The following is a 22,523-nucleotide window of genomic DNA, read 5'->3' as shown; positions in this document are numbered from 1 at the left end:
AGACAAAGACAAAGACAAAGACAAAGACAAAGACAAAGACAAAGACAAAGACAAAGACAAAAACATCTTTGACTCAAATCAGATTGAAAGCATAGAAAAAGCCAGCGTTTGTAGACGCTGGCTTTTTGTTATCGAGACTATTGAGTCTATCCGGTCATTCGCGACTAGATGTTGGGCTTGCCACAATTGGGCGCGCGAAGAGACGACGTAGGCAGGCGACTGATTGCTGCATTCAAATCGTCAATGCGTGTATCGTGAGATGGGTGAGTTGACATAATTTCTGGCGGTGCGCCTTCAGAGGCTGCAGCCATGTTTTTCCACAGTTCGACACTTTCTTTTGGGTCAAAGCCTGCGTCATTCATTAGCTGAACACCAATGAGATCAGATTCTGATTCATGAGCGCGGCTAAAGGGCAATAAAACGCCCACATTTACACCAAGCCCGAGACCCGCCATGATCATGTCTGAGTTTGCGGTGCCGGTTGCGCCAAGCGCAATATTGGTAATTTGTAATGCGCCGTTTGCAGCGACAGAGCTTGAGACACGTTCGCTGCCGTGGTTCGCCATGACGTGACCAATCTCGTGGCCGACGACAGAAGCTAGCTGGTCTTGTGTTTTAGCGACTTTCAACAAACCGGTATAAACCCCGATCTTCCCGCCGGGCAAGGCGAATGCATTGATTTGGTCGCTGTCGAATACCACGACTTCCCACTTTTCAAAATCAGGCTGAGGCGGTGTCACTTTGAGCAATGCGTCAGTGACACATTGCACATATTGATTGGTTTTCTTGTCAGTGCTGATCTTTTCTTGTTCTTTAAGCTCAGAAAATGATTGGTTACCCAATGTCGCCATTTCCGAACCAGACACCAAAATGAATTGGCTTCTACCCGTCGGGGAGGTGGTGCAGCCAACCAGCACACTGAGTAGCGCGGCGGCGAGCGTTGTATTTACTGTATTTAACTTCATAACTATATCCTTATCGCGGCGCGAGATCCCTGAATAACTCCGATGCGCGATATTGTAGCTTGACTGGATGATGAGGCAAGAATCTCATTCAATTAACCGTTCGGACTAGGGCTTAACGCTGAAAAGTCACGAATACAACACCTTGACCGCCGAAATCATGGCTCTCCGCGGAATTCACGAGGATAATAGTCATCAACTCTAATCAATACATCAGACATACAGGAGCACTTATGTCCATCTGGAAGAAGCCTGTTTCCCTCCAAGGACTCAATGCCACCTCGGCGAATACACTCGTTGAGCATCTTGGCATCCAATACACGGCGTTTGATGACAACAGCCTGACAGGTACGATGCCCGTCGATGCGCGCACGCATCAACCTTTGGGCATGCTTCACGGCGGTGCTTCTGTGGTGCTAGCGGAAACTTTGGGTTCACTGGCAGCAAACATGTGCGTGGAAGAAAATAAGTACTGCGTCGGTCTAGATATTAACGCCAACCATATTCGTGCAATGCGAACAGGTAGCGTGATGGGGAAGGCTTCCCCGATTCATTTGGGAGCAACGACGCAAGTGTGGCAAATAGAAATCACAGATGAGCGTGGGCGATTGGTGTGTACCAGTCGATTGACCATGGCGGTTTTACAGCACAAGGGGAAGTGATTCATGGTTATTACCATTCCGGGTGGTCGTGTTGTGGCGACCATGCACGAAGTCATGGTGAAGTTGGAAGAAAATCGCCTCACACTTCAAACACAAACGGATGATATTAGTTTACTGGGTGCCCCCTGTATGTTGATCGCCAATGGCGGCACGGTTAACTGGAGCATTTCATTAGGCTCCGAAGAAAACCTTAACGCAGTCAGTGAAGCCACGGGCGTTGCCATTAAGCGTTAGTTATCTGGTTGCTAACGAGAACCAAACATTCAACGACGAATAGGGGAGTGCGGTGAATAGATCAGGGATGGGTATCAAAGGATTTTTACTGGCATTGATTTTGGCGTTTACATCGACAACCTCCCTCGCAGGCGAAGCCGACGTGGTAAATGCTACGGTAACCAAAACGGGTGTAAGTCCTTCTGGTATTGGGAATAGTTATCGTATTTCTGCCACGGTACGTCATGCTGATGAAGGCTGGGATCATTATGCGAATGCATGGCGTGTCATGACAACAGACGGCGAGGTGTTGGGTGTCAGAGAGTTACTCCATCCGCATGAAACCGAACAGCCTTTTACTCGAAGCTTATCAGGCATAACCGTGCCTGAAGGTGTCACTGAGGTGATTATTGAAGCCCGCGACAGTGTGCATGGTTGGGGTGGGGAAACCTACGTGCTTCCATTGAAGTGAATGACTGAACAATCGCTACAAAAAAGAGCCGCTACCTAAGTAAGAAGCGGCTCTTTTCAATGTGGTTTCTCCTCAATGCTCAATCTCAATGCACAAAGAAGTTAAATCACTTAGAAATCAGCGGTAATTTCATAACCGGTGAACTTACGAATGTTAATCACGCCCGTATCAAAGAGAAGGTACTGCCCCTTAATGCCTTTCAATACGCCTGACACCACAGGTTCTTTATCAAAATTGAGCGATGTGATCTTAGTGGGGTGTTCCGTTACCGGAAAGCTGATTTCAACAATATCGTGTTGAATTGGCTCAACAGCATCAAATCCATATTGCAGACGTAAGCTGAAAATTTTAGCGTCGATTTTAGGCAGTATACGTCGCGCTTCTTCTTTCAAGTCGATATCAGCATTGTCGCCTTTGAGCATAGTTCGCCAATTGGTTTTATCAGCAAGAAACTCTGCAATGGCGATTTCCACGAGGCCAGAAAGATGACGACTCTTTACTTTTAGGATAGGAAGCGCTTGTGTCGCGCCTTGATCAATCCAGCGAGTTGGAATTTGGCTAGCGCGAGTAATACCGACTTTCAGGCCTGATGTATTGGACAAGTAAACCACATGATCTGTCATGCAGAATTTCTCGCCCCACTCAGGTTCGCGACAAGTCCCTTCGGCGAAATGACAAGTTTCGGGTTTTAGAATACACATGTCACAACGGGCCAATTTACGTGTGCACGGGAAACAGTGTCCCTGGCTAAAACTCTTTTTAGTTTTATTACCGCAAGCATCGCAATAGATATTGCCCGTATAAGTGAGCGTCAGCGATTTGCCGATCAAGTCATTTAATGCGATGTCGTTTTCGCCGACAGGCAAGGAATATTGTACGCTGCTATCCAGCGTACTTTTCATTTTGCTTAAAGTACCAGTAGTCATTGTCTATTTTACGTTGTCCATTTCGTGCCTGAAGTGTAACAGAACTTCAACGCGAAACTAGATGCGGCCAAGGTTCTCACCGCTAAATGGTGTGATGCATGAAAAAGCTCAAACTCAAACGTAAAATGGCACTGGTTAAAGATGCCGATGTTATCGCATCACCAATCCATCATTAAGATCGTTATAAAGCGATATAGTGACCATCACCAAATTGAGGTCAATATCTTCATTAATATCATCAATGACAAACAAGTCAGCATCAGATTCTGACGTGTTGTTTTGCGCCAAAGTGAGGATATCTTGTTGGATGTCGCCATAAATAGTCATTTCGTCGACTTTTTCATAGCTGCCAAAATCGAGAAGTGCAGCAGGTGCAAGCTCTGGCTTGGCAGAAGCATGAAAAGAGAACAAGAGTATGGATACAAGAAAAGAGGTCGTTAGGAAGCGCATACGAAAAGTCCGTCTTTATAATATGAGGCGCAGGATGTCACAGTGATTTCGCCATTTTGTCAGTACAGGGTCAGAGGATGATGATTCTGCAGTAAAAAGCGAGGGTTTTGGGGTTTAGAAGGTAATTTCTTGCAATAAGTCACAATTCTACAATTACAGGGCAATGGTCCGAAAGGCGATATGTCGAAACGGCGTGGTAGGAGTATTGATATTGCTTGGCCTCAACGGGCGAGTTGATGTAAATGGCTCCCGGACTGGCAACAATGTGATCGATGAGTTTATTGTAAACAACGTGCTCCCATCGCTTGGTGCGATAGTTGAACTTTCTTGCTTTGCATTTCGCAGGCGTATTCGCGGTTAACTTGACGAGCGGACTGGTGCTCGTTTCTTCGAGTAAGGTCTGCCAAGCCCATTCATATGGGTTGTTCATGTAATGATTAAAGTCACCCGCAATGACAAACTCTTGTCCGAGTTTTGTTCGTGTATTAATCCAAACGGCCAGCGCTTCAATTTGGCGTCGTAGTTTTTTACAACTGTTGTTTCGACGTACAGGGGTGTTAAAGCACCCTGATTTTAGGTGTATTGAAAGTAAATGCAGCGAGGGCTGGTTCTCCCTGAGTACTTCAATATATGTACCATAACGAAGATCACCACCGGAAAGAAAAGTGGGTAAGCCCAAAGGTTGGTAATCTTTGTGATCAATGACGTTGATACCTTTCTTAACGGCCCAGCCGGTAAACTGATGACTACCTCGGCTTTTTTTATAACGTAGGGAACGATCAGAAAAATAAAAATCGTATTGAAGCGGGTCGACAACTTTGGCTAAAGGCTCAGGACCGTCGACTTCTTGAAACGCAATGAGATCGGCATTAATCACGGAAGAAATAGTTTGCATCATTAGGTAATCGTCAGCGTCACGCTTACTTTGAATCATGTCGCCTTTATCTGATAGCCATTCCATATTCCACGTCGCTAATGTGAGGCTCGCATAGGCAGGAACAGGATTAACGGCCACTATGAAGAGACATAGGAGGCTGAGTTGAGCGCTAATTTTACTTAAGCGGTTGACCCACAATGAAAGGTGACGCGAAGACATATCCAGATGTGAATTCTCTTATTATTTCATTTGCCGTGACCGTGAATGCTAGTCACCTTAGCTAAAAATACCAGTGAACATTGTGTGATTGGGCTGAGAGCCTGTCCAAAATATTGCTCGTCTGTGGATAGTAGAGCATACAGTATGCAATGTTTTTGGTAGGTGGTGTTTTTGCGTTGCCTGTTGCACTTTTTACAGCCTTTTTTCAATTATTGACGTTTATTCCCATTAATCGAATAGATAAAAATCGCATCCCCTCGTGCCATGATCTAAATCAAGGTATCGATCGTCCCTCAAAGGTCTAATGCACCACATGTTGTAGCCAAAGCTAAATTTCTGCCCATATTTGGTATTTGTTGACGCCGTTCACAATTGTGTGTAAGCCACCTGCTTCCTCAATGGAACGATTCAAGGTTTACGTCAACGTGCTGTCCTAGCGTGCATTTATAGGTGTTGGCTTGCTGCATTTCCATATGAAAAAATCACGCCGTGATGTGTGTGATGCCACTATTTATCCTTGAAATTAAGGGTGATTCCTTGAGGAGCTATTTGTGAAACCTGTTGTCATCAAACGCGATGGATGCCGCGTACCTTTTCAGCGCCAACGTATCGAAGATGCGGTGATTCGCGCGGCGCAAGCAGTAGAAGACATGGATCGAGCCTATGCAGCAGCAGTAGCAGATGGTGTTCTCGCACAAGTCATGCGTCATGACGAGGTGGATATTCACCAAATCCAAGACGCTGTCGAAAATCACTTGATGGCAGGACCTTATAAGGCTGTTGCCCGAGCATATATCGAATACCGTCATGACCGCGACAGTGCACGTGAGAAGAAGAGTCGCCTGAGCCATGAAATCCGTGGTCTGGTTGAACAGACGAACTCAGACATTCTCAATGAAAATGCAAACAAAGACAGCAAGGTCATTCCAACACAGCGCGATTTGCTTGCGGGGATTGTTGCAAAACACTATGCCAAGCAATACATGCTGCCTAAAGAAGTTGTTCGAGCGCATGACCAAGGTGATATCCATTATCACGATTTGGACTATGCTCCGTTCTTCCCGATGTTCAACTGCATGTTGGTTGACCTAGAAAATATGCTTACCCATGGTTTTAAGATGGGTAACGCGGAAATTGACACGCCAAAATCAATTCAAACGGCAACGGCGGTAACTGCCCAAATTATTGCGCAAGTGGCCTCCCATATTTATGGTGGCACCACGATCAACCGCATTGATGAAGTGTTGGCACCTTACGTTGAAATTAGTTACGAAAAGCACCTAATGGTCGCTCGTGAGTGGAACATCTCCGATGCGGAAGGCTATGCCACTGCGCGTACAGAAAAAGAGTGTTATGACGCATTCCAATCGTTGGAATATGAAGTTAATACACTGCATACCGCTAATGGCCAAACTCCGTTCGTGACCTTTGGTTTTGGTTTGGGTGATTCGTGGTCTGCGCGTTTGATCCAGCAATCGATTTTGCGTAATCGCATTGAAGGGTTGGGGAAAAACCGCAAAACCGCAGTATTCCCTAAGCTGGTATTCAGTGTGAAAGCGGGCTTAAACCTGAAAAATGGCGAGCCTAATTACGACATTAAACAACTGGCACTGGAATGCGCATCGAAACGCATGTATCCCGATATTCTTAACTACGACCGTGTAGTGGAAGTCACGGGTTCGTTTAAAACCCCAATGGGTTGTCGTAGCTTCTTATCAGCTTACGAAGAAAATGGTGAGTTGATCCATGAAGGTCGAAACAACATTGGTGTCGTGAGCATTAACTTGCCGCGTATCGCTATTCGCGCGAACGGCAATGAAAAAATATTCTATTCGTTACTTGATGACGTATTACGCGTTGCGCGTGAAGGTCTAGATTCGCGCATTGACCGTCTACGCGGCGTGAAAGCGCGTGTCGCACCTATCCTCTATATGGAAGGCGCATGTGGCGTTCGTTTGAACCCAGATGACGATGTGAGTGAAATCTTTAAGAACGGCCGCGCGTCGATTTCGCTAGGTTACATCGGTATCCATGAGACTATCAATGCGCTGTACGGTACAGAAGAGCATGTTTATGATTCTGAAACCCTGCGTGAAAAAGCACTCGATGTTGTTAAGTATCTGAAAGCAGCCACAGATAGCTGGAAAGACGAAACGGGTTATGCTTTCAGTTTGTATAGTACGCCAAGCGAAAATTTGTGCAGTCGATTCTGTAAGATTGACGCTAAGGAATTCGGTGTGGTGAAAGGTGTAACTGACAAAGGTTACTACACCAATAGCTTCCATCTTGATGTTGAAAAGAGCGTTAACCCTTACGACAAAATTGATTTCGAAATGCCGTATCCGGAAGTCGCAAATGGTGGTTTCATTTGTTATGGCGAATACCCGAACATTCAGCACAACATCGAAGCACTCGAGAATGTGTGGGATTACAGTTATGAACGCGTGCCATATTACGGCACCAATACGCCAATCGATGAATGTTATGAGTGTGGATTCACGGGCGAATTTGATTGCTCAAGTAAAGGCTTTGTATGTCCTAGCTGTGGCAACCATGATTCAACCAAAGTCTCGGTAACACGTCGTGTCTGCGGTTATCTTGGTAGCCCTGATGCGCGTCCATTCAACGACGGTAAGCAGGAAGAAGTGCAACGTCGTGTCAAACACATGTAAGGTATTGCGATGAATTTCCATCAGTATTATCCGGTTGATGTGGTGAACGGTGAAGGGACGCGCTGCACCTTATTTATTGCAGGATGCGAGCACCAATGTCGCGGCTGTTATAACCAAAGCACATGGTCGCTAGATTCTGGGCAAGTGTTTGATAAGTTGATGGAAGACCGCATTATTGCCGATCTTAATGACACGCGTATCAAACGTCGAGGGCTGTCTTTGAGCGGCGGTGACCCACTTCATCCTGCGAATGTGTCTGCCGTGTTGACGTTGGTTAAACGTGTGCGTAATGAATGTATTGGAAAAGACATTTGGCTTTGGTCAGGCTACCAGTTAACACAATTAACTGAGGCTCAAAAAGCCGTGGTTTCTCTTGTTGATGTGCTAATTGACGGTAAGTTTGAAAAAGATCTTGCCGATCCATCACTGCCTTGGCGTGGAAGCAGTAACCAGGTTATACACCGCTTGAGCTTGTGTTAGTTGTTTGTTTAGCTTTTTTAAGCCTTAGCCCCCGCATTATCTTCTTTGTAACGAACATTGAAAAAAACGCCGCGAAAACGGCGTTTTTTTATTGTTCCGTGGTAGAAAAAATCGCAGACAAAAACAATGGAAACAAAAACTTATTCCTATACCTGCTGTCTATTTTCTGCGTATCATTCAATCCATACCAACGAAACAAAGGGACGTCGCATTGAAATTGAAAATTGCTGCCTTATTGCTATGTACTGCGTTACTTCCTCATAGCCCAGCTTTTGCTGATACAACGCCGGCTGTTTATGAGCATGCCACCGATGGAAAAATGCTCATGGGTGAAAAAGAGTGGGTGAAAGTGGAGGACGTTGATGTTGTCGCGATTGCACGTGTAGATACAGGAGCGACGACTTCCTCTATTAGTGCTGTGGACATTCAATCTTTCGAACGCGACGGCAAGAAGTGGGTGACGTTTCGTCTCGCCCATGATGGAAAGCAAAGTAACGTGATCGAACGACCTGTTGTCCGCACCGTAAAAATCATTCAATCAAGTTCAGACGGTTTTGAACGCCGCTATGTGGTTGAGCTTCTGATTACCATTGGTGACATGACGGAGAATACAGAATTTACACTGCGAGACCGAAAACACCTCAACTTTCCTGTGCTTTTAGGGCGAACCTATCTGAGTGATATCGCGTTGGTGGATGTCAGTCGAAAATACATCCAACCAAAACCGGAAATTGGCGTAAAGCAATAATTCCAATAGCACAATCAAGCATCACGCTTTTTTACTTGCACAGCGCGAGTCTTTGGGTAATGTATTGCTTGTAATTATTGCCGTTAAATAAGGACGTTATTTCATGTTAGATCTGCTTTCTCCGGCGCAACAAGATCCGATTCTGTCGCTTTCCATCGCCTTTCGTGCAGACGCGCGCGCGGACAAAATGGACTTAGGTATTGGTGTTTACAAAGACAGTCAGGGCGATACGCCTATTATGCAGGCCGTGAAAACGGCACAGCAGCAACTGGCAGATTCTCAAACCACAAAAAGCTACGTTGGTTTAGCGGGCAATGAAGCGTTCAATCAAGCGATGACGGATCTCCTTCTTAAGGGAACCGATGGCTACTCCCGTTGCGCGACAGTGCAAACACCGGGCGCGAGCGGTGCACTTCGTATGCTGGGGGATTTGATGTATCTCGCCAAGCCGATTACCACTGTTTGGATCACTGACCCAAGTTATGTGAACCATAAGCCAGTGATGGAAGCTGCGGGCTTACACGTCAACTTTTATCCTTATTTTGATTCGGTTACCAAACAAGTTAACCCTGAAGCCATGCTTGCTGCATTGAGCAAAGCAGGCCCTGATGATGTCGTGCTTTTGCACGGTTGCTGTCATAACCCGACGGGGGCGGACATCCGCACCGAGCATTGGCAAGCCATTAATGAGTTAGCCCAGAAAAATGGTTTTACGCCGTTTGTTGATATCGCTTACCAAGGCTTTGGTGACGGTTTAGAAGAAGATGCGTATGGCTTGCGACTTCTGGCGGATTCGGTCGAAGAAATGTTGATCGCAACATCGTGCTCGAAAAACTTTGGTTTGTACCGTGAACGCACTGGCGCTGCCATTGTGATTGGTAAGAACAAACAGGAAGCGACCAATGCTAAAGGTCGAATTTTGCAGTTAGCACGTTCAACGTACACCATGCCACCTGATCACGGAGCCGCGATTGTGGAAACCATTCTATCTGATGATGGTTTGACTAAGCAGTGGCGAGCAGAATTGGACGGTATGCGTAACCGTATTATCTCGCTTCGTGAAGGGTTGAGTGCCGCGCTTTCTGCACGTACTGGCGATAGCCATTTTGACTTTATCAAAGCGCACAAAGGCATGTTCTCCATGCTGGCGTATTCACCAGAGCAAATGGTGAAGCTGCGTGAAGAGTTTGGTATCTATGCAGTGGGTGACAGCCGTATCAATGTGGCAGGTCTTACTGAGTCACGCATTGATTACTTAGCTGATGCGCTGATCGCTGTATCGAAATAAGCCTATCTTGATACTATTTTCTATAGCGTTAGCTTTGCGCTGGCTCTATTCTCATTTCTACGAACAAATTAGATAAATTATCATGAAAATTCATCGTATTAACCCGACTAACCGTTGGTCTGACGTCACTGTGTTTAATGGCATTGCACACTTTGTAGAAGTGCCTGAAAGTGATTTAAGCGCAGATATTAAAGGCCAGACCGCACAAATCCTGGCGCAAGCTGAAGAGATGCTGGCCACTGTGGGCAGTGACAAAACGCGCATTCTTTCGGTGACAATCTACGTGACTGATTTTGCACACTTAGCTGCCTTGAATGAAGTTTGGGATGCATGGTTTGATGCTGGGACAGCGCCAAGTCGTGCATGTGTAAAAGCAGAGCTTGCTGACCCAGAGTATTTGGTTGAAATGGCATTTGTTGCTGCAGCGGGTGAAGAATTTCAGTCGTAATTGATAGACGAATAAACCAAGTCTCTAAAGAGGCGCGCTAAAAGATGGACAAGGGCAGCTTCGATGGCTGCCCTTTTTATTATGAATGATCATCAAGGATCACTTTTTCGCCATGTATTACATCGCTTGGCGGAAAATCTCGCAAATCTCTTCGTGCGTTCCTTGTTTCGGGTTGGTAAAGCCACAAGCATCTTTTAAAGCATTCTCTGCCAATACTGGGAAGTCGTCCGCTTTTACCCCAAGCACTTCCAAGCCTTCCGGAATGCCCACATCTTTAGAAAGGACTTGTATCGCTTCAAGAGCAGCTTGTGCTCCTTGTTCCGGTGTCAGCGCTTCAACGTCCACACCCATAGCTTTGGCGACATCACGAAGACGACGCGCAGAAACTTGGGCGTTATAGCGCTGTACGTGTGGCAACAGAATGGCATTACACACGCCGTGGGGTAAGTCGTAAAAACCGCCCAATTGGTGCGCCATGGCATGAACATAGCCAAGAGACGCATTATTAAATGCCATGCCAGCCATAAACTGCGCATACGCCATTTGCTCGCGTGCTTCGATGTTTTTCCCGTCTTTAACTGCCGTACGCAGATTCGCTTGGATAAGCTCAATGGCTTTGATAGCAACCGCGTCAGTGATGGGGGATGCGGCGATGGATACATACGCTTCGATGGCGTGGGTCAGTGCATCCATGCCTGTTGCTGCGGTCAGTGATGCGGGTTTGGCCAGCATTAACTCAGGGTCGTTTACCGAAATTAACGGCGTCGTGTTTTTATCTACAATCGCCATCTTAATATGGCGCTCTTCGTCGGTAATGATACAGAAACGTGTCATTTCTGACGCAGTACCTGCTGTGGTATTAATGGCGATGAGTGGTAGTTGTGCTTTAGCCGATTGGTCAACGCCTTCGTAGTCACCAATTTTACCGCCGTTTGTGGACACCAATGCGATACCTTTCGCACAATCGTGTGGTGAGCCACCGCCTAGCGAAATAACAAAATCGCAGTTCTTCTCTTCAAGTATCGCTAAACCCGCTTCAACATTACTGGTCGTTGGGTTTGGTTGAGTGCCATCGAAAACTGCCGTTTTCACACCGCGTTCAGACAGCAAGTTGACGACGTTTTCTACTACGCCAATTTCATTCAGTACTTTGTCGGTGACAATGAGACCATGTTTGAAACCATGAGATTGAATCGCATCTGCAGCGTCGGTTAGGCAACCTGCGCCCATAAAATTAACAGTAGGGATGTAAAATGCGCTTTTCATTATTATTCTCCGTGGAGATCACGTTATTGGTAGGTTGGTAAGTTAGACGAGTATTTTTCTCATCTTTTTGTGTCTAGTTTTTTTAGCATCCCTTTAGGGGGCGATACTTTGATTTACATCAATTTCAAGCGAAAGCTTTTGAGAGTGATGTCATTAATTTGAGTTGGATCGTTCTTGTAGACACATTAAATTTTTGAAATAAAAGAGGTTTTGTAACAATTGGTTTGGCGGGGATATGTCATTCGTTGAAACGCATGTAGGGCTTTCTTGTTCGACGTGTTGCAGGGCGATCATCAAGAAATATGTCTCTTTTCGAGTACAAAAAAGATTCATTTGAATAGACATAAGCATGAAGCATACCTAGGATATCTTTTGTCCAAATTAACTCAGTCGCATATAGGAAAGGCATGCTCTGGCATAAAGTCCAAGATCAACTCGAACTCCATACGATCAGTATCATCGTCGGTCCAAACCGAACCGATAAAACAAAGTTTCTTTGCGAACAATATGAGGGGCTTCCATTTCATATCGATGTATCAAAAGCGATGGTGGCCTATTGCGGAGGTGATACTCGAATTACGGAACAGGAATGGGAGCAAATTATTGAGCGTGATTGCGCATTCATCACGGTTGATGATGCGCATCTTTTACAACCTTTGGATCTTAAAAAGCTAATAGAGATTGCTGTCGAAACCAAAAAGCGACTGTATATGTCTTGTAATGAAACGATAGGACCTTACCTTCCTTCATTTCTCTCTCATGCTCAAAATTATCAGTTGTCCGTCGTCAAGCTGGAGAGACTGACAGACAAAGATGTTTGCGCCTGGTCCTTGGCCGGAATTTAAAGGGAAGTAATCAGCAGATAATACCTGGTTACGCTATTCCAGTTTCCTGCAAAGGCATGTTGAATTACTATCCGGTCACAACAATCGGCGTTTTGAGGTTCAATGTGAAAAAATCTATTACTACAATCGTGCTTCTTATGGCGTTGTCTGGTTGTGAAGATGCAACAAAGATAATTGATCAGGCACAAGAAGCTGCAAACCAAGCTGTGGATGGCCTTCAAGAAAACGTTGAGTCAGTAGATTTGAGCCAGTTGAGTTTGGATCAATTTGGCGATGCTGCAGGTTCTGCACAAGCCTTAGCTGCCTCGATTCAAGAAGCGGCTGATGCTGACTTTGCTGACCCGACCGCTTTGGTTGAAGTCAGAGAACACATTGCCAACGCCTATAGCTGTTTAGTTGACGCCACATCTGAAAGCACAGCAGAAAAGCTGTTGAATAGCGTATTGTCGTCAATTAGTAGTGAAGATGCCTTGTCAGTGATTGATAACGGCATTGAAAAAGCAAAAGCGGCACAAGAGTGTGTGATGTAAATACCTTATTGTGAAGCAAATATTTTGCGAAAAGAAAAGGCTGACGCAATGTGTCAGCCTTTTTGCTTTCTACGATTTGCCCGCGAAAGTGTGGGCTTATGGAAGACAAGAAAGCATTGAATTAGTCGTCGAATTGTTCGTCAATAAAGGATTGCGACGGGATGAAATAATTCGCGCCTGTTTTTGCCTCTACAAAATCCAGTAAGCGATCATAGTCACCATTGTCATCCGCATAGATCATCTGAGTGAGCGACGTTTCGATAATGGACGGCGTTTTGGCAAATCCAATGAACATAGTGCCATGCTCCATTGCGTTACCATAAGGGCGATTTTGACGGTACATTTTCACTTCTTCGCCATCAATTTCCACTTTGCTTTTCGCATTGTGTGCCCAAGCTGGCTTATCGTCATCGCTGAGTTCAATGTCATCCATCTTGGTACGCCCAATGACGTTTTCTTGATGTTCTGTTGCTTGCTCGTCCCATAATGATTGGCGGTCAATATAGCGTTGAACAACGAGGTAGCTCCCGCCGCGATAGGCATCGGTTTCGTCGCTAATCAGCACAGACTCCACTCTTTCATCTTCAATGGGGTTTTCCGTGCCATCGACAAAATCAATCATGTCGCGATTATCGAGGTATTTGTAGCCTTGAATGTCTTCAATCAAGGTGGCGATATCAGAAAGTGCTTTGGCTGCGTATTTGGCAATTTGAAAATTGAGGTCTTTGCGATCAGACTTAATCATCAGGAAAATATCACCTGCCGTACTGGGAAAGTGTCTTGGTCCATTTTTCATTTCGGGGAACACGTGTAATTCTTCTGGCATGGCAAGATCAGGAAATAGAAAGGGCCAAGCGTTGGCAGAAAACCCCATTGTCATAGAAACGCCAGCACTGGGATCTTTTTGGCGAATGGATTTCTCGATCCCTGGTAACTGTGCCAATGCGTCACCAATTTCATCGAGATTGAGCCATTGGTCTTTTAGCGAAAAGGTTAAGAATTCTGCATGGGTTGTCGGGTTCGTAAGCACCCCTATTTGCGCCATTGAAGCAAGCTCGTTCATACATCGTCCTTTTGTCTGATATTGGAGCTATACACGAGTAACCTAAAGATGCTTGTTCAGCGAAAGTTTGTTAGTCGCATCGCTGCATCCTGAGAGTACACAGGTAAAGGCATTTAAAATCAGAATAGAACAGCTTGATGTATCAAAGTGGGGTAGGAATGAGACGGGCATGATGAAAATGGTCGGCGAGTGAAAGCAAAACAATTCGCCCTCGAAAGATCGAGGGCGATGATTGGCAGCCTATGTGTTGACGCTTGCGTCGAACTAGCGCTTGTTTTTGAGGTAACGCTTACGACGGTCTTCTTTTGTCTTCGCTTTTTGTTCCGCTTTCAACGTTGCAGCTTCTTCAACTTCTATCAATTCTTTGTCGATCATATCTGGGTGTTCAAGGGTAATTAAACCCAAGGTACCGTTGCGAAGATCGTTGATGAGAATTTCAGAGGCTTTGTGAATATCAATGCGACCACCTGCGCGCAAACAACCACGCTTCTCTCCGATGGCTTCCATCAACTCAATCTCAGTCTCAGGCAATTCTTCAATGTTATAGCGCTTCTTCAACAACTCAGGGTATGCCTGCGCAAGGTACTCAACGGTATAGAACGCCACTTCGTCGTATTCCATGGCGGTGTCTTTTACTGCGCCTGTTGCAGCCAAACGGAAACCGCTGTGTGGGTTTTCCACTTTTGGCCACAAAATCCCTGGGGTATCTGAAAGTACAACGCCATTTTGTAGATTAATACGTTGCTGTTGTCGTGTCACTGCTGGTTGGTTGCCCGTCTTCGCGACCACACGACCTGCCAAAGTATTGATGATGGTGGATTTTCCAACATTAGGAATACCCATGATCATGGTGCGAATGTTTTTACCCATGTCTTCACGGTGTGGTGCCAACTTTCGGCACAGTTCCATGATCTTGTTAACTTCGTTAATGCTCTCTGTGGTGATAGCAATGGCTTTGACGCCTTGTTCTTTTTCTAGATGCTCAAGCCATATTGCCGTCATTTCTGGGTCAGCCAGATCGCGCTTGTTCAACACTTTGATCACGGGCTTATCTTTGCGGATACGTCGAATAAGCGGGTTTTCACTGCTGAAAGGAATACGCGCGTCGAGAACTTCGATAATCACGTCGATTTTAGGAACGACTTCTTCAATTTCTTTACGGGCTTTGTGCATGTGGCCAGGAAACCACTGAATAGAGTTGTTAATCATAGGGAATGATTGCCTTTATAAATCGTGTATATCGCCCGAAAGAGGTCGCAAGTAACCGATAAATGCAGTGAGGGCGCTAATAATGGCGGGATTTTAACACTTTAATGGTAACAACGGAAAAGTAAGTGTGGATAACAAAGGTAATGGATTAGAGATCATTCAAATTGAGCCGCGTTTTAGCGGGTTGGCGAAGCGGCGTGATGATTTAACTGAATGATAGGCGCTAGCTCTAAAGGATTTGCTTCGAAGAATTCGGATAATCTCTGCGGCATTCCGAGATAAAAACCTTGAAAATAGTCGACGTCGAGTGCCTGCATGGCGCCGTATTCGCCTTCATTTTCGATCCCTTCCACTAATACTTCGGCATTCACTTCTTTGGCGAGAGCGATGGCGCGAATCATCGGCTCGATATTACCTTGCATGTAATCTTGTAAAAGAGAGCGGTCGATTTTCAATATGTTGGGACAAAGAAGACGAACTCGCTCTTCTTTTGACCCTTTGACTCCGTAATCGTCAATAGCGATACCAAATCCGTTATTAGTTGATTGTGTTGTTGCTGCTGACAAGGCATTCATGTCGTCGTGAAGATGTTCAACCACTTCAAGTACAACATGGTGGCGAGGAATCCCTAACTCTGAAAGACGCTTAACCATGAGGTTTTGGTTAGAAAACTTTGAAATGGCTGAAACCGCAGAAGATGGCAGCATATTGAGGAAAATGGCATGTTGGCCAGCATAGCGGGAGAAGTTTCTAAGATGAATGACTCGTGCCAACCTATCGGTGCTGATTTGATGATAAAACTCAGGATGACCTTGCTCGATGTGTCGGAATAAATGGGCAGGGCAAACAGGCTCATCAGTGAGTGTTTTTGCACGAATAAGCGCTTCAAAACCTAACACTGAAGTATCGGCTCGGAAGATTGGTTGGTAGACGCTTCTTAGCACCAAATCATTGAACAGGCCAATGAGTTCGCCGTTTTCATCGGTTCTCAAGCATTGTTCAAATCCATCTCTGGTACTCAAATTGTTAACCACAACCTACCCTCTCCACTTACTACTTAGTCGGAGCTCAATATATCCAAGAAAACGCATGTTACGTCAAAGAAAGAGTAGAGAGAATAAATGGTTGCTTAACGCGACAAATTTATGTGATCTCTGCCAATGAAGTGTATCAATAGTGGTACGGAGTGTTCACTTTGACGACTACGCAAGATGCAAACAAGATTTAGCGAACATCCAACGTAAAAGCGCAGCGTAAATATAATTTTACGTTCTTCCATACTGTAACGGTGTGCGTCAGATGTCAGTTTTATAAGCCAGAGACTATCGTTCTATGATGAGGTAAGCAAAGGAGGTGAGGCGATGAAATCTTGTCACTATGAATCGAAGCCTTTAAATGCGCTTGGAAAAATTACATGGAGCGCAGAAGAAAACGCGCTTTGGCATCAATTGGTAGAGCGTCAGCTGGCATGCATTGAGGGAAAAGCCTGTCAGGAATACTTCGACGGTTTATCAATGTTGAATCTTTCAATTGAACATGTTCCGCAGATCTCTGATATCAATCAAGTGTTAAAAAAGACGACAGAGTGGCAGTTAGAGCCCGTGCCAGCATTGATTGATTTCGACCACTTTTTTACGTTACTGGCATCAAAACGATTTCCAGTGGCGACGTTTTTGCGCTCAGTTGCCGATTTCGATTACCTTCAAGAGCCTGACTATTTCCACGAGGTTTTTGGCCATTGCGCGATGTTAACCAATAAGGCGTTTGCCACTTTTACACATCTATATGGCAAGCTTGGCGTTAACGCATCGAAGGCAGAGCGCATATATTTGGCCAGGTTGTATTGGTTTACCGTAGAATTTGGATTGATAGAGTCTTCCGGTCAGCGTGCTCTTTATGGTGGGGGTATTTTGTCATCTCCTGCTGAAACGGAATATGCCTATGGCAGTGATGTCCCGATACGCAAGAAACTGGATATCATTGACGTGATGCGTACCCCATATCGTATAGACATTCTACAACCCGTCTATTTCCATTTAGAAACGTTAGATGAGCTTTATGAGCTAGAGAATGTAGATTTGATGGCTTGTGTGCGCCGTGCAATGTCATTGGGGCTGCATCCACCGTCTTACCCATCAAAAATCGCTTAAAACATGTGAGAGAAACGGAGAGTAAAAACAATGACGGACTTATCCGAACTGAAATGCGAAGCTTGCCATGCAGACGCATCGAAAGTGACTGAGAGCGAAACGGAAAACTTAATGGTTAATATTCCAGAATGGACGGTGGTAAACGTCGAGGGTATTGATCAGCTACAAAGGTCGTTTGAGTTTCGAACTTTCAAGCAAGCATGGGCTTTTTCGAACAAGGTTGCTGAGCTAGCGGAAGGTGAAGGCCACCATCCATCGATTTTACTAGAGTGGGGGCGATGCACCGTCACGTGGTGGACGCACAAAATTAACGGCCTGCATCAGAATGACTTTATCTGTGCTTCAAAAACTGATGCTCTGAAAGATTAGCCCTTGCCTGAAAAGCGACATCGATGGTCAGCATTTATTGTGAATGTGAGTAGTGTGTCGATTGATTCTTTTCTTTGGCTTGAGGAGGAGAGGGTAAAGCAAGCTGGCACGTGCCGTGACAGCTTGCCGATTCAAGATGTATCAAGTTATCAATTAGGGAGTGACAACATTGAACCAGAAGTTGAAGTCATCAAGCATTATTAGAAAATTATCAAACACGGCTTTGTTGCCAGTTAACTTAATTTTTCCATCTTTAATGGCTTCATCAAACGTAAGCTCTTTCAATTGAATACGGTTCATTGTCTCCATCGTCATAGAAAGTGTCACATCGGCGTTTTGTGTTTGTTTTTGAGTATGATTCAGAACAGCATTTTCAACGGTTAAGGTGTGATGACTATTAATATCGGTTAAATCGATATTAATGCTAAACATCTTGCCCGCAGCTTTTTCTGCATTCAAGCGTACCGCAAGATAATCAAATAGCATTTCAGGCGTCATTGCACGAATAGTGTCAGGTGTTGCTGTCTGTGTGCCACCAGAGCTTGGTACGCCATTGCGTAGTTCATAGGCACCTTGCAGGTAAACTGAACGCCATGGACCAGATTCGGCTTGGTAACCTAACTGCTCTAATGAATCTGCAAGTAATTCTTTAGACTCAGTACTTGAAGGGTTTGCGAATACGGCATGTTTCATGACTTCAGCAACCCAACGGTATTCTCCATTGTCGAATGAACGCTTTGCTTTTTTAATGACTTCAGATTCTCCTCCCATGAAGTCAATGTATTTTTTTGCCACCATTTCCTGCGGTAAATTATTTAAATCAGATGGGTTTCCGTTATACCATCCCATATAGCGCTGATAAACTGCACGGCTATTGTGGCGCAATGTTCCATAATAGCCACGAGTCGCCCAGTTGTTTTCTAGTTCTTTGGGTAAAGTGATCATTTCGGAAATTTCTTCACCGTTATAACCTTGATTCATCAAGCGCACGGATTGGTCATGAGTGAACTTATATATATCTCTTTGCTTTTTGAAGTAAGGAACAATATTTTCATTACCCCACATCGGCCAATGGTGGCTCTGGAACTTAACGACGACTTCATCCCCCCATTTTTCAATGGTTTCATTGAGGTAGCTTGACCATTTCAGGGCATCGCGGACTTGTGCACCACGGAGGGTCAAAATATTGTGCATTGTATTTGTCGTGTTTTCCGCCATCCACAATGCATCCCACTGCGGAAACCAAGTGTTCATCTCTGCAGGGGCTTCAGTGCCTGGTGTCATTTGAAACACCATCTCCACACCATCTATATTTATTTTTTCATCCGTCTTTGTGACTTCGTGGGTGGGTAAAAGTAATCCTGCCATCCCAGTCGATGTTGTCATGCCTAAACCGCCACTGAGACCACCTTTTGCGTCTCTAGGCAACAATGCACCGTACATATAAATAGCGCGTCTACCCATTGCATTACCTGCAATGACATTCTCTGACACAGCATGCTCAGTGAAATGTTCAGGGGCTAGAATTTGAACCTTACCTGCTTCGACATCAGCTTTAGTTACGAGTCCCGTTGCACCGCCATAGTGGTCGATATGACTATGACTATAAATAATGGCAACAACAGGTCTTTCGCCCAAAGCTTCATTGATTAAGTCCAAGGCTGCTTTTGCTGTTTCAGGTGAGATTAATGGGTCAAATACAATCCATCCTGTTTTACCTTTAATAAAGGTGATATTTGTAAGGTCATATCCTCTGACTTGATAGATGTTTTTAGTTACTTCATATAAGCCATTTTGCATAAGTAACTGTGCGTTTCTCCAAAGGCTTGGATTAACTGTGCTAGGCGCTGCTTTATCTAATTGTATGAAGGTTTTGTATTGCTCTAAGTCCCATACTGGCTTTCCATCAGTCGTCGTAATGGTCAAAGTGTCAGGTCTGGCAATAAGCCCGCGCTGTGCATTTTCGAAATCCTCTTTATCATTGAAAGGTAACGTGTTGAGAACGTTAGTATTAGCATCAATCGTATGTTGAGTGGCAGGTTTGGGTTCTGTTGCTGCGTTGGCTGTTGATGTGGTTATCATAAACAATAATGAGATGAGGGTAGTTGTTCTATTTTTCATAAACATCCTTTTTCATAAACTTCTAATGGCTTACAATGCAAACTTGAGTGGGGAGTTTGTTAAATTCCTGCATGCTTCAAATAATTCGACAGTGTAGTGCTATTTTAGAAATGACGCGTTATTACTAATGAGAATATGAATGGTTATGCTCTGAATAATAATAATCTTATTATTGGTTATGCTTTGTAAACGTAAAGAAGTTTTTTTGGTGCTTTGGTTTTACGTATCAAATTGTCTACAGTGCGAAGTGAAAATTATATATATCTTGGTTGATGCTATCAAATACTGCACCTATTACCTCGACGCTGCATCTCTGCTTTCCGCATTGGCATTTCATCAATCACATTGACTAATTCATTGATATTCACGCTCTGCTGCCAGCGGAATTTTTCCGAGCCGTCTTTTCCGATCAGCACAGCGACGTGCTGGTCAGTCTCTATCGCATATTTTCGTCGTAACTTGTGTATCTCTTGAGATGAAAAGAGCCCGCGGGAGTCTGACATCTCCTGCATGTTGAAGATTAATGGGTGAAGATCTCTGTCGTCTAATTGGCAGCTGTGTACCAACATCAGGCGTTCAAAAGCTTCTACTTTTTCATCAAAACTGGGTGTGAAGAAAATCAGGGTACGATGAGGCTCAATCAATCCGTAGAAAGGGTAAGAGACGACTTGTGAAGAAAAGACGAGCACAGCGGCTAACCCAAAATGACTCAACGTGCGCATCATGATGCCCTACCAATCATAACTAACCACCTAATCATTACGAAAGTCTAGCCTGAACGGATTCATTTCGCCGTATTAACCCTACGATGCACGGTATAAGTGCATGTCCTAAGTGGTGCAGTGTTTTGATTCATCTGCACCAAAACAAAGCGAGTGCAAATTTTAATCTTAAGTTTAAGGGGGCAATGTTCGGTTAAATATCACGCTGTTTTTCATTGCCTTACAATATTTATGCGAGGTAAATCCTATTGTTGGCAAGCCTTTTGCTCTTGAGTTCCACAGGTACTCATTAAGGAGCGGTTGCAATGAAAGGAAGTAAGGTTGCATTAAATTGGGTAAGTGCGATTGCACTCGGTGGGTTGTCCCTTCAGGCAGTCGCAGCGGAAGACACCATTAAAGTGGGCGTGCTTCACTCGTTATCAGGGACGATGGCGATCAGTGAGACGACGTTGAAAGACACCGTCCTCATGATGATTGACGAGCAAAACAAGAAAGGCGGTTTATTGGGCAAGAAACTAGAGGCGGTTGTCGTTGACCCTGCATCTAATTGGCCGCTGTTTGCTGAAAAAGCGCGAGAGTTAATTGAAAAAGAAGACGTCGATGTCGTATTTGGGTGCTGGACGTCAGTGTCTCGTAAATCCGTACTGCCTGTGTTTGAAGAGCTAAACAGCCTGCTGTTTTATCCTGTTCAGTATGAGGGTGAAGAGTCCTCGAAAAATGTGTTCTACACTGGCGCTGCACCAAACCAACAAGCAATTCCCGCCGTGGATTATCTTAAAGATGATCTCGGTGTGAAACGCTGGGTTTTAGCGGGCACTGACTACGTTTACCCTCGCACCACTAACAAAATTCTTGAAGCCTATCTTCTCAACAATGGTGTCGCTCAAGAGGACATCTTGATCAACTACACGCCATTCGGCCATTCCGATTGGCAGTCCATCGTTTCTGATATCAAGAAATTCGGTGCTCAAGGCAAGAAAACGGCCGTGGTTTCTACCATTAACGGCGATGCGAACGTGCCTTTCTACAAAGAACTGTCCGCACAGGGTGTGCAAGCAGAAGATATCCCCGTAGTTGCATTCTCTGTTGGTGAAGAAGAACTCTCCGGTATGGATACGTCAGCCTTAGTGGGTCACCTTGCCGCATGGAATTATTTCATGAGTGTCGAAACCGACGCCAATGACGATTTCGTTGAGCAGTGGCATGCCTATATCAAAGACGACAAACGCGTGACCAATGACCCGATGGAAGCGACTTATCTAGGGTTCAACATGTGGGCAAAAGCGGTTGATAAAGCGGGTACGACAGACTCAGATGCGGTGCAAGAAGCCATTATTGGCGTGACGGTACCTAACCTGACGGGCGGCTTTGCCACCATGATGCCTAACCATCACATCACCAAACCAGTACTGATTGGCGAAATTCAAGACGATGGCCAGTTTGTGACGGTATGGGAAACGCCAGATGTTGTCGCAGGCGATGCATGGTCTGATTTCCTGACAGGTTCTAAAGACCTGTTTGCGAGCTGGTTGAAACCGATGTCTTGCGGAAGCTTCAATGTGACAACAGGGCAGTGTTCAGGTGTGACTGAATAACACGGCTCAAAGACCAATAATCGCGGGTGGATACGGACATCGCTCGCTTACTCGTTACTCCTTGTATTTGCCTGCCTTGTGGAGCCGTCTCCAACAAACGTCCGCATTGGCAGGATTTTTTCAAAGGTATGTCTTTATGTTAAAGCAGACAGCACGATGGAATGACGTCTGTAAAATTTTGAGTTGCCTGATACTGGCATTCGCACTTCCGTTTGACGCTCTCGCACAAACTTCTT

At 45.0% G+C, this 22,523-nt stretch carries 24 protein-coding genes; 14 read left to right on the top strand and 10 right to left on the bottom strand.

From position 1 onward, the window contains the following. The coding region (locus ACED36_RS01025) for a hypothetical protein (RefSeq protein ID WP_371732595.1) at positions 1-211 on the top strand (211 nt) is incomplete at its 5' end. Here ACED36_RS01025 and ACED36_RS01020 read toward each other — a convergent pair. Then, positions 165-965 carry a M48 family metallopeptidase gene (locus ACED36_RS01020; RefSeq protein WP_016958585.1) on the bottom strand — a complete coding sequence of 267 codons (801 nt, stop codon included), beginning with the start codon at positions 963-965 and terminating at the stop codon, positions 165-167. The two genes, ACED36_RS01025 and ACED36_RS01020, sit on opposite strands and share 47 nt — an antisense overlap. Before the next feature lie 230 nt (positions 966-1,195). Here ACED36_RS01020 and ACED36_RS01015 point away from each other — a divergent pair, with 230 nt between their 5' ends. From ACED36_RS01015 to ACED36_RS01005, 3 genes are read left to right on the top strand one after another with little or no spacing between them, the layout of a single operon-like run. Beyond that, positions 1,196-1,624 (top strand): hotdog fold thioesterase, encoded by a 429-nt coding sequence (locus ACED36_RS01015; RefSeq protein WP_371732594.1) that lies wholly within the window; start codon positions 1,196-1,198, stop codon positions 1,622-1,624. A gap of 3 nt (positions 1,625-1,627) precedes the next feature. Continuing rightward, the gene (locus ACED36_RS01010; RefSeq protein WP_016958587.1) at positions 1,628-1,858 is read left to right on the top strand and encodes a DUF3389 family protein; all 231 of its coding nucleotides are present in this window, start codon (positions 1,628-1,630) and stop codon (positions 1,856-1,858) included. A gap of 52 nt (positions 1,859-1,910) precedes the next feature. Further along, positions 1,911-2,309 (top strand): hypothetical protein, encoded by a 399-nt coding sequence (locus ACED36_RS01005; RefSeq protein ID WP_371732593.1) that lies wholly within the window; start codon positions 1,911-1,913, stop codon positions 2,307-2,309. Between the two features lie 110 nt (positions 2,310-2,419). On the opposite strand, the gene ACED36_RS01000 is transcribed toward ACED36_RS01005, so the two are convergent. From ACED36_RS01000 to ACED36_RS00990, 3 genes are all read right to left on the bottom strand, one after another. Continuing rightward, the gene (locus tag ACED36_RS01000; RefSeq protein ID WP_016958589.1) at positions 2,420-3,235 is read right to left on the bottom strand and encodes a DUF2797 domain-containing protein; all 816 of its coding nucleotides are present in this window, start codon (positions 3,233-3,235) and stop codon (positions 2,420-2,422) included. A 150-nt stretch (positions 3,236-3,385) separates the two neighbouring features. Then, positions 3,386-3,685, bottom strand: coding sequence for a hypothetical protein (locus ACED36_RS00995; RefSeq protein ID WP_371732592.1), 300 nt, complete (start codon positions 3,683-3,685; stop codon positions 3,386-3,388). 139 nt (positions 3,686-3,824) lie between these two features. Beyond that, on the bottom strand, positions 3,825-4,700 hold the full coding sequence (locus ACED36_RS00990; protein WP_371732591.1) for an endonuclease/exonuclease/phosphatase family protein: 876 nt from the start codon (positions 4,698-4,700) through the stop codon (positions 3,825-3,827). Positions 4,701-5,332: 632 nt separating this feature from the next. On the opposite strand from ACED36_RS00990, the gene nrdD reads away from it, so the two are divergent. The 5 genes from nrdD (at position 5,333) to ACED36_RS00965 (ending at position 10,417) form a co-directional block, all read left to right on the top strand. Beyond that, positions 5,333-7,453, top strand: a complete 2,121-nt coding sequence (gene nrdD / locus ACED36_RS00985; RefSeq protein WP_371732590.1) for an anaerobic ribonucleoside-triphosphate reductase — start codon at positions 5,333-5,335, stop codon at positions 7,451-7,453. Between the two features lie 9 nt (positions 7,454-7,462). Next, positions 7,463-7,933 (top strand): anaerobic ribonucleoside-triphosphate reductase-activating protein, encoded by a 471-nt coding sequence (nrdG, locus tag ACED36_RS00980; protein ID WP_016958593.1) that lies wholly within the window; start codon positions 7,463-7,465, stop codon positions 7,931-7,933. Between the two features lie 211 nt (positions 7,934-8,144). Then, the gene (locus ACED36_RS00975; protein WP_016958594.1) at positions 8,145-8,681 is read left to right on the top strand and encodes an ATP-dependent zinc protease; all 537 of its coding nucleotides are present in this window, start codon (positions 8,145-8,147) and stop codon (positions 8,679-8,681) included. 103 nt (positions 8,682-8,784) lie between these two features. Next, positions 8,785-9,969: an amino acid aminotransferase gene (locus tag ACED36_RS00970; protein ID WP_016958595.1), complete on the top strand. Its 1,185-nt coding sequence runs from the start codon at positions 8,785-8,787 to the stop codon at positions 9,967-9,969. Positions 9,970-10,051: 82 nt separating this feature from the next. Next, a complete protein-coding gene (locus ACED36_RS00965; RefSeq protein WP_371732589.1) occupies positions 10,052-10,417 on the top strand; it encodes a RidA family protein in 366 nt (121 codons plus the stop codon). Positions 10,418-10,534: 117 nt separating this feature from the next. Here the strand turns inward: ACED36_RS00965 and yiaY are convergent, their stop codons facing one another. Beyond that, positions 10,535-11,683, bottom strand: a complete 1,149-nt coding sequence (gene yiaY / locus ACED36_RS00960) for an L-threonine dehydrogenase (RefSeq protein ID WP_371732588.1) — start codon at positions 11,681-11,683, stop codon at positions 10,535-10,537. A 407-nt stretch (positions 11,684-12,090) separates the two neighbouring features. On the opposite strand from yiaY, the gene ACED36_RS00955 reads away from it, so the two are divergent. Together ACED36_RS00955 and ACED36_RS00950 are read left to right on the top strand one after the other, a co-directional pair. After that, a complete protein-coding gene (locus ACED36_RS00955; protein ID WP_371732587.1) occupies positions 12,091-12,528 on the top strand; it encodes a hypothetical protein in 438 nt (145 codons plus the stop codon). Between the two features lie 104 nt (positions 12,529-12,632). Continuing rightward, entirely contained in the window at positions 12,633-13,058 is a 426-nt protein-coding gene (locus ACED36_RS00950) for a hypothetical protein (RefSeq protein ID WP_371732586.1), read from the top strand. Between the two features lie 121 nt (positions 13,059-13,179). Here ACED36_RS00950 and ACED36_RS00945 read toward each other — a convergent pair whose 3' ends face one another. The 3 genes from ACED36_RS00945 to ACED36_RS00935 form a co-directional block, all read right to left on the bottom strand. Then, positions 13,180-14,121 (bottom strand): Dyp-type peroxidase, encoded by a 942-nt coding sequence (locus ACED36_RS00945; RefSeq protein WP_371732585.1) that lies wholly within the window; start codon positions 14,119-14,121, stop codon positions 13,180-13,182. 264 nt (positions 14,122-14,385) lie between these two features. Continuing rightward, positions 14,386-15,330, bottom strand: a complete 945-nt coding sequence (gene ylqF / locus ACED36_RS00940) for a ribosome biogenesis GTPase YlqF (RefSeq protein ID WP_016958602.1) — start codon at positions 15,328-15,330, stop codon at positions 14,386-14,388. A 176-nt stretch (positions 15,331-15,506) separates the two neighbouring features. Further along, the gene (locus ACED36_RS00935) at positions 15,507-16,364 is read right to left on the bottom strand and encodes an EAL domain-containing protein (RefSeq protein WP_371732584.1); all 858 of its coding nucleotides are present in this window, start codon (positions 16,362-16,364) and stop codon (positions 15,507-15,509) included. Positions 16,365-16,691: 327 nt separating this feature from the next. On the opposite strand from ACED36_RS00935, the gene phhA reads away from it, so the two are divergent. Both phhA and ACED36_RS00925 read left to right on the top strand, forming a co-directional pair. Then, positions 16,692-17,480 carry a phenylalanine 4-monooxygenase gene (gene phhA / locus ACED36_RS00930; RefSeq protein WP_016958604.1) on the top strand — a complete coding sequence of 263 codons (789 nt, stop codon included), beginning with the start codon at positions 16,692-16,694 and terminating at the stop codon, positions 17,478-17,480. Positions 17,481-17,510: 30 nt separating this feature from the next. Beyond that, positions 17,511-17,849 carry a 4a-hydroxytetrahydrobiopterin dehydratase gene (locus ACED36_RS00925; RefSeq protein WP_371732583.1) on the top strand — a complete coding sequence of 113 codons (339 nt, stop codon included), beginning with the start codon at positions 17,511-17,513 and terminating at the stop codon, positions 17,847-17,849. Between the two features lie 153 nt (positions 17,850-18,002). Here the strand turns inward: ACED36_RS00925 and ACED36_RS00920 are convergent, their stop codons facing one another. Both ACED36_RS00920 and ACED36_RS00915 read right to left on the bottom strand, forming a co-directional pair. Continuing rightward, complete coding sequence (locus ACED36_RS00920) at positions 18,003-19,970, bottom strand: alkyl sulfatase dimerization domain-containing protein (protein ID WP_016958606.1); 1,968 nt, start codon at positions 19,968-19,970, stop codon at positions 18,003-18,005. Positions 19,971-20,248: 278 nt separating this feature from the next. Then, a complete protein-coding gene (locus ACED36_RS00915) occupies positions 20,249-20,695 on the bottom strand; it encodes a DUF4174 domain-containing protein (RefSeq protein ID WP_241823322.1) in 447 nt (148 codons plus the stop codon). 302 nt (positions 20,696-20,997) lie between these two features. Here ACED36_RS00915 and urtA point away from each other — a divergent pair, with 302 nt between their 5' ends. Next, positions 20,998-22,287 carry an urea ABC transporter substrate-binding protein gene (gene urtA, locus ACED36_RS00910; RefSeq protein ID WP_016958608.1) on the top strand — a complete coding sequence of 430 codons (1,290 nt, stop codon included), beginning with the start codon at positions 20,998-21,000 and terminating at the stop codon, positions 22,285-22,287. Positions 22,288-22,523 lie beyond the last annotated feature (236 nt).

It is taken from the genome of Enterovibrio sp. FF113 (genome assembly GCF_041439165.1).
In the GTDB taxonomy this organism is placed as follows: domain Bacteria; phylum Pseudomonadota; class Gammaproteobacteria; order Enterobacterales; family Vibrionaceae; genus Enterovibrio; species Enterovibrio norvegicus_A.
Note: the sequence above shows the minus strand (reverse complement) of the source record. Positions and strands in the feature narration are given on the sequence as shown.

Coding starts and splice junctions, on each gene's coding strand:
- ACED36_RS01020 (WP_016958585.1), bottom strand. CDS start 965: ATGAAGTTAAATACAGTAAATACAACGCTCGCCGCCGCGCTACTCAGT.
- ACED36_RS01015 (WP_371732594.1), top strand. CDS start 1,196: ATGTCCATCTGGAAGAAGCCTGTTTCCCTCCAAGGACTCAATGCCACC.
- ACED36_RS01010 (WP_016958587.1), top strand. CDS start 1,628: ATGGTTATTACCATTCCGGGTGGTCGTGTTGTGGCGACCATGCACGAA.
- ACED36_RS01000 (WP_016958589.1), bottom strand. CDS start 3,235: ATGACTACTGGTACTTTAAGCAAAATGAAAAGTACGCTGGATAGCAGC.
- ACED36_RS00995 (WP_371732592.1), bottom strand. CDS start 3,685: ATGCGCTTCCTAACGACCTCTTTTCTTGTATCCATACTCTTGTTCTCT.
- nrdG (WP_016958593.1), top strand. CDS start 7,463: ATGAATTTCCATCAGTATTATCCGGTTGATGTGGTGAACGGTGAAGGG.
- ACED36_RS00970 (WP_016958595.1), top strand. CDS start 8,785: ATGTTAGATCTGCTTTCTCCGGCGCAACAAGATCCGATTCTGTCGCTT.
- ACED36_RS00965 (WP_371732589.1), top strand. CDS start 10,052: ATGAAAATTCATCGTATTAACCCGACTAACCGTTGGTCTGACGTCACT.
- yiaY (WP_371732588.1), bottom strand. CDS start 11,683: ATGAAAAGCGCATTTTACATCCCTACTGTTAATTTTATGGGCGCAGGT.
- ACED36_RS00955 (WP_371732587.1), top strand. CDS start 12,091: ATGCTCTGGCATAAAGTCCAAGATCAACTCGAACTCCATACGATCAGT.
- ACED36_RS00945 (WP_371732585.1), bottom strand. CDS start 14,121: ATGAACGAGCTTGCTTCAATGGCGCAAATAGGGGTGCTTACGAACCCG.
- ylqF (WP_016958602.1), bottom strand. CDS start 15,330: ATGATTAACAACTCTATTCAGTGGTTTCCTGGCCACATGCACAAAGCC.
- phhA (WP_016958604.1), top strand. CDS start 16,692: ATGAAATCTTGTCACTATGAATCGAAGCCTTTAAATGCGCTTGGAAAA.
- ACED36_RS00925 (WP_371732583.1), top strand. CDS start 17,511: ATGACGGACTTATCCGAACTGAAATGCGAAGCTTGCCATGCAGACGCA.
- ACED36_RS00920 (WP_016958606.1), bottom strand. CDS start 19,970: ATGAAAAATAGAACAACTACCCTCATCTCATTATTGTTTATGATAACC.
- ACED36_RS00915 (WP_241823322.1), bottom strand. CDS start 20,695: ATGATGCGCACGTTGAGTCATTTTGGGTTAGCCGCTGTGCTCGTCTTT.
- urtA (WP_016958608.1), top strand. CDS start 20,998: ATGAAAGGAAGTAAGGTTGCATTAAATTGGGTAAGTGCGATTGCACTC.